Source organism: Paracoccus sp. SY (genome assembly GCF_002901215.1).
In the GTDB taxonomy this organism is placed as follows: domain Bacteria; phylum Pseudomonadota; class Alphaproteobacteria; order Rhodobacterales; family Rhodobacteraceae; genus Paracoccus; species Paracoccus acridae.
In genome coordinates this window covers 1-6,253 of the sequence record NZ_NWMQ01000080.1, presented here as the reverse complement: position 1 = coordinate 6,253, position 6,253 = coordinate 1, and the positions used below count along the sequence as shown (strand labels likewise).

Genomic DNA, 6,253 nt, shown 5'->3' with positions numbered 1-6,253 from the left:
GATTTCAGCACGGTCAACCGCTCCTGGTTCCTGCTGGGTCAGTTGACTTATGCACCGGCCGACATTGGGATCGAACTGTCGCGGGGCGGCAGCAAGACCTATCACGAGACCACGCTTGCCGTGCAGAAACGCCTGTCCGGCGGCCCGGTCAGCTTGCGGCTTGGCTACAAGCTCAGCTCAGATGAAGTTTTCGCAGGCTTTTCCATCAACACGTTCTGAGGCGCCATGACCGATTATCCCCGCTTGACGCTCCGCAAGGCTGGCATCGCCTTTGGATTGGCCTGCCTTCTGGTGATGCTGGCTGTGCCCACGATCTTCGCCCTGCTGCGCGGAGACCGCTTCACCGACAGCACGCTGGATTATACGGCCCGCTTCCGAACCAATGCCGCAGCCGAGGACCTTGCCCGCACCCTTGAACGCGACTGGCGCGATCTGCTCGCCCTGGCGCAGCGGGTGCCGCAGCTCAATCCCGAGGAGTTGGGCCACATGCTGACGGGGGCCAGCGGCGATGGCAGCCGTATCTCGTGGCTGGGCTATGCCGATCTTGGCGGCACTGTGGTCGCGGCGACCAATGGACTGCTGGAAGGCCAGGATGTCAGCCAACGACCATGGTTCAGGGGCGGGCTAAACGGCGGATTTGCGGGTGACGTTCATGATGCGGTGCTGCTGGCCCAGCTTTTGGGGGGCGAGGGCGGCGAGCCATTGCGCTTTATCGATCTGGCGCTGCCGGTGTTGGATCAAAACGGCAATCCGGCAGGTGTTCTGGGCCTGCATATCAACGCCGCCTGGCTGACGAACGAACTGCGCGCATCCGCGCAGCTCTATGGACTGGACCTTTACCTGCTGAACCCGGCAGGTGATGTTTCCGCCACCTCGGCCAATGAAACACCCTCGGCTGGCGAGATGCAGATCCTGCGCGCGGCCCAGACCGGGATCGAGGCGGGCGGGCGCGAACGTTGGCCGGACGGACGCGACTACTTCTCGACCGTGGTGCCGCAGGTGACCCATGGCGAATTGCCGAACTTCGGCTGGCGCATGATCGGGCGGCTCGAGGCAGGCCGACTGCCATTCGGCATCGACCTGATGCAAAGCGGTGCGCATTGGGCGCTGCTAGCCATGATTGCGGGGATCGGGCTGCTGACGCTTGCCTTCGTGCGCGCAGTCATGGTGCCGCTGAGCCGGCTGGCCGCCTCGGCCGAGCGGATCGCAGACGGGTCGCAGGAATATCCCGCAATCTCGCGCGGAACGCGGGAAGCTTCGCAGCTTTCATTGGCGCTGATGCGGCTTCAGCATGATCGCATCAGCGACGAGAGTTGAACGATAACCGCTGCCCGAGGCCCGCAAGCAGGCCGCCAAGTTGAGCCCGCGCCGTGCCTGGCGCCGCGCCCTCGGCGTAAAAGCGCACCAGCAATGCCTCGCGCTGCGTGGCCGTGGGCAGCAGCCGAACCCGACAGCCGTCCACTGTGGGTGCGATCACCTCGACCGGGATGTCACCGACATCGCGCAGCCGCAATGTCCCCTTGGTGCCGACGGGATAGCCTTTGCCGCGCAGCCGCGCCTGGTCGATCGTCAGCGAACTGATCCATAAGCGGCGGATGTCGCCGTCGGTCACCAGAATGCCGCGGTCCGGCAAGTCGGCGATGTGGCGCTCGCGGCGCGGCAGTTCGATGCAGGCAAGCACGGTCATTGCCAGAACGAATATGTTGTAGATCGTCCAGAACAGCACCACCCACTTTCCGTCGCCCGCATCCTGATACGAGAAGCGGTCCATGAAAATGCCCAAGAGCAGCGCGATCAGCGTCAGCACCAGCAGGATCAGGAAGGGCATCATCATCTGCCACTGCACGGTGATCTTCGTGCGGTCGCCTCCCTTCGCTGTAACGGAAAACGGGTGTCCCTTGGGTTTGAACAGGCCGGTGAAGGCTGCCCGGCTGATCGGGATGGCGCCAATCAGCTGGCCCACATCATGCAGGATCGGCACCACCATGCCGGGCATCAGCACCCGCTGCACCATCTGCCCCCACAGGAAGAAGACTCCGAAATAGGTCAGAACGTCGGCCAACTGCGCATCGACGACAATCGTGCCGAAGTACCAGTAGAGCAGTGGGAAGACGACAACGGCAATGCGGAAGGGGAAGCTGGTGGTCCAGAACAGCACCGAGTCCAGGACACTCCAACGGTCGCGCAGGCGCAGGTTGTTTTTCGACAACGGCCCCAGGCGCGAGCGGGCGATCTGCATCAGCCCAAGGCACCAGCGGGCACGCTGCGTGACATATTCCTTCAGCCCCTCGGGGGCGAGCCCCTCAGTTAAGGGTTCAGCCAGATAGACCGATTTCCAGCCTTTGTCCTGCAGGTCCAGCGTCAGCATGAAGTCCTCGGTCACGCTTTCCGTCGGCAGTCCGCCGATCTCGCGCAGGGCTGTCCAGCGGCAGACCGAAGACGTGCCGCAGCAGAAGGCAATGCCCCATCCGTCGCGCGAGGGCTGCATGTGATCGAAAAAGAACCGCTGCTCGTCGGGATAGGAGTGGCTGATCCCCAGGTTGTGCTGAATGGGATCGGCGTTGAAAAAATGCTGCGGCGTCTGGACCAGACCGACCTCAGGGTCATGAAACAACGCCAAGCACCGCGAGATGAAGCCGCGATGAGGCACGAAATCGGCGTCGAGGACTGCAACAAAGTCGGGCGGCACGGGATCTTCCGCCAGGCGGTCGAGGCAGTGGTTGATATTGCCTGCCTTCGATCCCTTGTTGTCCGGGCGCCGCATGTAGCGCACGCCTTGCTCGGCACAATAGTCACGCAGCCAGTCACGGCGGCTGTCGTCGAGGACCAGCACCTCCTTGTTGCGATGCTGCAGGGCGCGGGCGCCGATGATGGTCCGCTCCAAGATCTCAAGTTCCTCGTTATAGGTGGCGATCAGGATGGCAACGCGCGGCTCGTTCTCGCCCCACCAGCCGGCATGGGTGTCAGCTTCTTCCGAGCGCAGCGTGATGCGGGACATGATGAGATAGGAACTGACCGTCCCGGCCATTGCCAAAAGCTCGAAGCCGAACAGCGAGTAGCTGGCCAGCATGTCCAAGGTCAGGCCCGCCGGCGCCAGTGTCTCGGTCCCGCGCCACCAGATATAGCGCAGCGCAAGCAGGAAGGCGGCGGAAAGCAGCAATCCGCGATGCAGGTTGTTTCGGACATCGACCCAGAAGGGCAGCGTCAGCCCGATCCCGATTGCCAGCAGCAGATGCGCGGTGCTGGAACCAAGGTCACTGAGAAGCGGGAAGTTCAGCATCTTATGGCAGCAGGCGGCGCAGCCCGTCCAGCGGACGCGCCTCGAAGAAGGCGCGACCGGTGCGCCCGATCATGCAGCCCTCGGCCTCTAGCTGCGCCAGTTGCGGCACGATCAGCGCAACGTCGTATCGTTCCAGATGACGCTGGCTTGGTGCAACGGCAAGGTTGCGATAGATCGTCTGGGCTCCGCTGCCGGCCAGCCGGGCCACCGTCGCGTCGTAAACGGTGGACGACCCACCCAGCCGGAACCGCGCCGCATCCCCGACCGAAAGGCTGTTATAGACACGCTCGGTCACCGAGGCCGTGACCATCGTTGCGCGGCAATCGACAAGGCGCAGCAACGGATCGCCCCGTTGGACATTGACGCCATCTGCCTCCAGAATCTCCCAAAGGATGCCTGTCACAGGGGACTGCAAGTCGCCGCCGGTCAGGCTGTTCACGCGCACCCGTTCGCGGTCAACGCGCTCGCGCAAGGCGGCCACCCGTTCCTCGGCCTCGGCCAACTGGGTCTGGAGGGCTGCGATCTCGCTGGACAATTCGACCGCGCGCTGTTCCGCGTTCGGCGCGTCGTTATAGCCGTCGCCAAGAAAGACGTTTTCCTCGGCCGCTTGCAGCGCGATCCGCAGCACCTTGACCCGCTCGCGCGCATGATCCAGCACCAGGGCGTCCAGCCGTGGCTCGGCTGGCAGCCGCCCTATGCCATCCTCGACCGCTGCCAGAAGCTGCTGCTGCGTCTCGTCCGCAAGCGTGGCCCCAGTTTCGAGGATTGCAAGCCGTGCCTCTGCATGAGAAAGGCGGGTGCGCAACTCTTCAAGCCGCCGTTCGCGGAAAATCTGCGTGCGTTCGATCAAGGCCTGATGCACGGCTTCGGTCTCGGCCAGCAAGGCCTCGATATGCGTCCGCGCAGCCTCTTCCAGCCGCATCTCCATCAGCAGATCGTCCAACCGGACCCGATCTACGACAGGATCCTTGAGGCTGGCCAGAACCTCGCCTTGTGTCACGCGGGCACCCAGTTGGCGCGCGGGCACGGTCAGGTTTCCTGCCACGGTCGCGCGAACGGTGACAATGGGCGCGTTCACCACGGCATCTGCGGTCGCGCCCGACATCTGTTCGCCCACGATGACCCACAAGGCAAGGATGATGGCCAGCAGGCCAAGGATCAGTCTCTTGTATTTCATTGGATCAGTGGGCTCCGGTTGCTGTCTGCACTTTTATGCAACGTAAGGATGTTATTCCAAGAGTCACCTGCCTTTTCAGGGATCCCGAAAACCGCCTCCTCAGGCGGCACATCCCCCTTCACGAAGCGCGAGATGGCAGAGCGCAAGCAACGTGTCCGAGTAATAATCGCCCGTGTCCCAGGGCCCACCTGGAAGGTCCGCGCAACGCGCAGCGTCGCCCAAGGCAAGAAAGCCAGGGCGGTCGCTTTGCGTTTCGGGGCGGCCATCCTCGGCCCGTGTCACGATGACATGACCGGGCTGGGCCCCTGCCTCAAGATTCTTCAGAGCGGCCGCGACGGCCGGGTGGCGTCCACGCCCTGACCAGACCAGGTAAAGCGGGATCCGCAGCGCGTCATAGCCCCAGGTTGCCCGATGTTCCTTGGGGGGCAGAAAGCCTGATGCGGCGACATCCACCCAGTTCCACAATCGCCCCGCCGCCGCCAGTTCGGCAAGCACCGTTTCGCCATGATCAGCCGCCCGAAGAAGGCGCGGATCGCCTGAAGCATCGCCCAGTTCGCGCAAGGCACGGGGCATGATGTAGGAGGGGTTGAACAGAACGCGGGCCGGCGCCCGCCGCGCCTCGGCCCCCGGCAGCAGCAGCCATTCGGCCGGGGCACGAGGATCGGATGCAAGGCAAAGCTCGGCAATGTCGCGGGCAATGGCAAGCGCCTTGTCCCGATGCCCGGTCCAGCCTGAATCCCGATCCGCCCTCAGCAACGCCCAGGCCCGGAAAAGGTCGCCATCAGTTGCATTATGCCAGTCGATCCGCCCGTCCTCATGCCGTCGGCTCCAGGCCATCAGCTGGTCCTGCCGCACGGCCAGATGAACCTGCGTCCATTCTTCTATTTGCTCGAATGCAGCGCGATCCCCTGCTGCCTGGGCCAGCAGCAGGCCATACCCTTGGCCTTCGGAATGGCTGATACCCTGTTGCCAGTCAGCGACGCGTCCATCCCGTAGATAGCGGTCGCACCAGATCTGCCACAAGGCGCGTCCAGAACCTGCAGCAGAGGACCAGGGGAGCCCGGCTGCAAGCAATGCAAGGATCAAGTGGCGGCGGGACGGCATGGCTTTGTCGCAAATTATGTGAGGGGTACGGATTTAACCATCGCGCATCCATGCCTGGAGACAAGGGCGCCAATCATGATGTGCTGTGTCCTTTGAGCCCGCGCAGGCCGAAGATTCCATAACACACGATAGCCAACAATGCCGATTGGCAATCATCTCGGGCGGGACGGCTCCGAATGGACCGGTTGTCTTTTTCGGCTTGACCGCACTGCATGCGAGAGCAAGCCATGTGGGCAGAGATTAAGAGTTGACGCTGTCCTTCAGGGCCTTTGCCACCGTGAACTTTAAGACGTGATGGGCAGGCATTGTCATCGCCTTGCCTCTTGACGGATTGCGGACCCGTCGCTCGGGACGATCCCGACAGGAGAACTTGCCCAGGCCGGGAAGGGTGAGGGCGCCGCCTTCGGCCACGATCGAGGTCGCAACCTCGGACAGCGCATCAAAGATAGAAGAGACATCCTTTTTCTCAATGCCAGACTTTCGGCCATAGTGGCAAGCAGCTCAGTCTTGGTCACCGGCTTTATGTTCTTTCCTGATGATGTGAATATGCGCGGCCATCCGAAAGCCAGCGATCATGCGCCGGTTTGATTGTTCTCGACATGAAGTAATTCGATTTCTCCTTGAAGATCAAACCAGCCCTGTAGATGGAGACTATCCTGCCAGAGAGGGTTTCTGTATTGCGACAGGCATCT

At 62.7% G+C, this 6,253-nt stretch carries 4 protein-coding genes and 2 pseudogenes; 2 read left to right on the top strand and 4 right to left on the bottom strand.

The window, feature by feature from the left end; all coding sequences use genetic code 11:
* Nucleotides 1-219: pseudogene (locus tag CK944_RS23420) on the top strand (hypothetical protein); the annotation flags it as partial.
* A 6-nt stretch (nt 220-225) separates the two neighbouring features.
* Entirely contained in the window at nt 226-1,317 is a 1,092-nt protein-coding gene (locus CK944_RS20985) for a cache domain-containing protein (protein ID WP_103175005.1), read from the top strand.
* On the opposite strand, the gene CK944_RS20980 is transcribed toward CK944_RS20985, so the two are convergent.
* The 4 genes and pseudogenes from CK944_RS20980 to CK944_RS20965 form a co-directional block, all read right to left on the bottom strand.
* Nucleotides 1,301-3,280 carry a glycosyltransferase gene (locus CK944_RS20980; RefSeq protein WP_103175004.1) on the bottom strand — a complete coding sequence of 660 codons (1,980 nt, stop codon included), beginning with the start codon at nt 3,278-3,280 and terminating at the stop codon, nt 1,301-1,303. The two genes, CK944_RS20985 and CK944_RS20980, sit on opposite strands and share 17 nt — an antisense overlap.
* A 1-nt stretch (nt 3,281) precedes the next feature.
* Nucleotides 3,282-4,457 (bottom strand): HlyD family efflux transporter periplasmic adaptor subunit, encoded by a 1,176-nt coding sequence (locus tag CK944_RS20975; RefSeq protein ID WP_103175003.1) that lies wholly within the window; start codon nt 4,455-4,457, stop codon nt 3,282-3,284.
* 99 nt (nt 4,458-4,556) lie between these two features.
* Nucleotides 4,557-5,561: a glycosyl hydrolase family 8 gene (locus tag CK944_RS20970; RefSeq protein WP_103175002.1), complete on the bottom strand. Its 1,005-nt coding sequence runs from the start codon at nt 5,559-5,561 to the stop codon at nt 4,557-4,559.
* 240 nt (nt 5,562-5,801) lie between these two features.
* Nucleotides 5,802-6,049 (bottom strand): annotated as a pseudogene (locus tag CK944_RS20965) (HU family DNA-binding protein).
* Between the last annotated feature and the right edge of the window lie 204 nt (nt 6,050-6,253).

What these genes read in the sequence shown, in the direction of transcription:
- CK944_RS20985 (WP_103175005.1), top strand. Translation starts at nt 226, where the DNA reads ATGACCGATTATCCCCGCTTGACGCTCCGCAAGGCTGGCATCGCCTTT.
- CK944_RS20980 (WP_103175004.1), bottom strand. Translation starts at nt 3,280, where the DNA reads ATGCTGAACTTCCCGCTTCTCAGTGACCTTGGTTCCAGCACCGCGCAT.
- CK944_RS20975 (WP_103175003.1), bottom strand. Translation starts at nt 4,457, where the DNA reads ATGAAATACAAGAGACTGATCCTTGGCCTGCTGGCCATCATCCTTGCC.
- CK944_RS20970 (WP_103175002.1), bottom strand. Translation starts at nt 5,561, where the DNA reads ATGCCGTCCCGCCGCCACTTGATCCTTGCATTGCTTGCAGCCGGGCTC.